At 43.7% G+C, this 970-nt stretch carries 2 protein-coding genes; both read left to right on the top strand.

The annotated features are described in order from the left end of the window. Nucleotides 1-7: 7 nt before the first annotated feature. Nucleotides 8-145, top strand: coding sequence for a RimK/LysX family protein (locus tag A3739_RS31315; protein WP_082878230.1), 138 nt, complete (start codon nt 8-10; stop codon nt 143-145). 8 nt (nt 146-153) lie between these two features. Continuing rightward, a partial coding sequence (locus A3739_RS02515) for a UUP1 family membrane protein (RefSeq protein ID WP_156502276.1) occupies nt 154-970 on the top strand: 817 nt, incomplete at its 3' end.

Below are 970 nucleotides of genomic sequence, written 5' to 3'. Positions count from 1 at the left end.
GCTCACTATGGGCGATATTAAAATGAAGACAGAGGTGAATTTGAATGATCGTTCAGAATTCAGATACCCTTTGTTGGTCGGTCGTAGCTTTCTTGAAGGCAATGTGCTCGTTGATACCAGTCAACGTTATATGGTGCTCGATTAGGTGCTCTTATGAACTCCCGGCTTCAAATTGCGTTCGTCATCAGTGTACTTATTATTTTGGGTCTCGGCGCGGTCGCCTATAAAAACCAAGTGCTCTCGTTTCCGCTCACGACGAATCAAGACCAAGAAGTATGGTCTGTCGAAATAAAGCTCTCGTTTGAAGCCACTGAAGAATCTGTTCGATTGTTTATCAATGCTGCAGATAAAAACCCTTACCGTCGTACCTTAGTCACTCAAAAATTTGGTCCCTTCCAGTCGCAAAAGAATAACTCAGAAAACGGTTATGAATCAGTTCTGCTTGAAGGGAAAATGAATCTAGGTAAGCAAGAAGCTGCGATTCGTTATGTTACGTGGTTTTTGAATAATGATAATTACACGAGACCGTCACCAAGCGAGCTCAGTCTCCCAACATTTCTCGTGAGTGAAAAACAGGCGGTTGATGCGATTACAAGGTCGCTTGAACAGTATCGTTCACCCAAAGGAAAAGCGCTGGCTTTGTTAGATATGATGAATACTGATGAGCCGAGCATGCTGGTTCTATTAGGTGAGAACGCACGCTTAAGTAAGCGCATAGAGCTTGCGCAAAAATTACTAGCTTACTCGGGTGTACATAGCAAAACTGCACAAGGCTTGATGCTGCGTGATCGCAAACGCAACACGCCTATTCAGCAATTTTTAAGGGTTTACGAACAGGACGCGTGGCATACCATCGATGCCTTAGAAGAGTATGTAATTCAGCCTAACCGACTAATTTTGTTCCAAGAGGGCGATGAGCCGCTTATTGAAATTTACGGAGGTCGAAATGCGGAACTTCGTTTTTCAATGC

It is taken from the genome of Oleiphilus sp. HI0067 (assembly GCF_001635735.1).
This window is presented reverse-complemented; position numbering and strand designations above follow the sequence as displayed.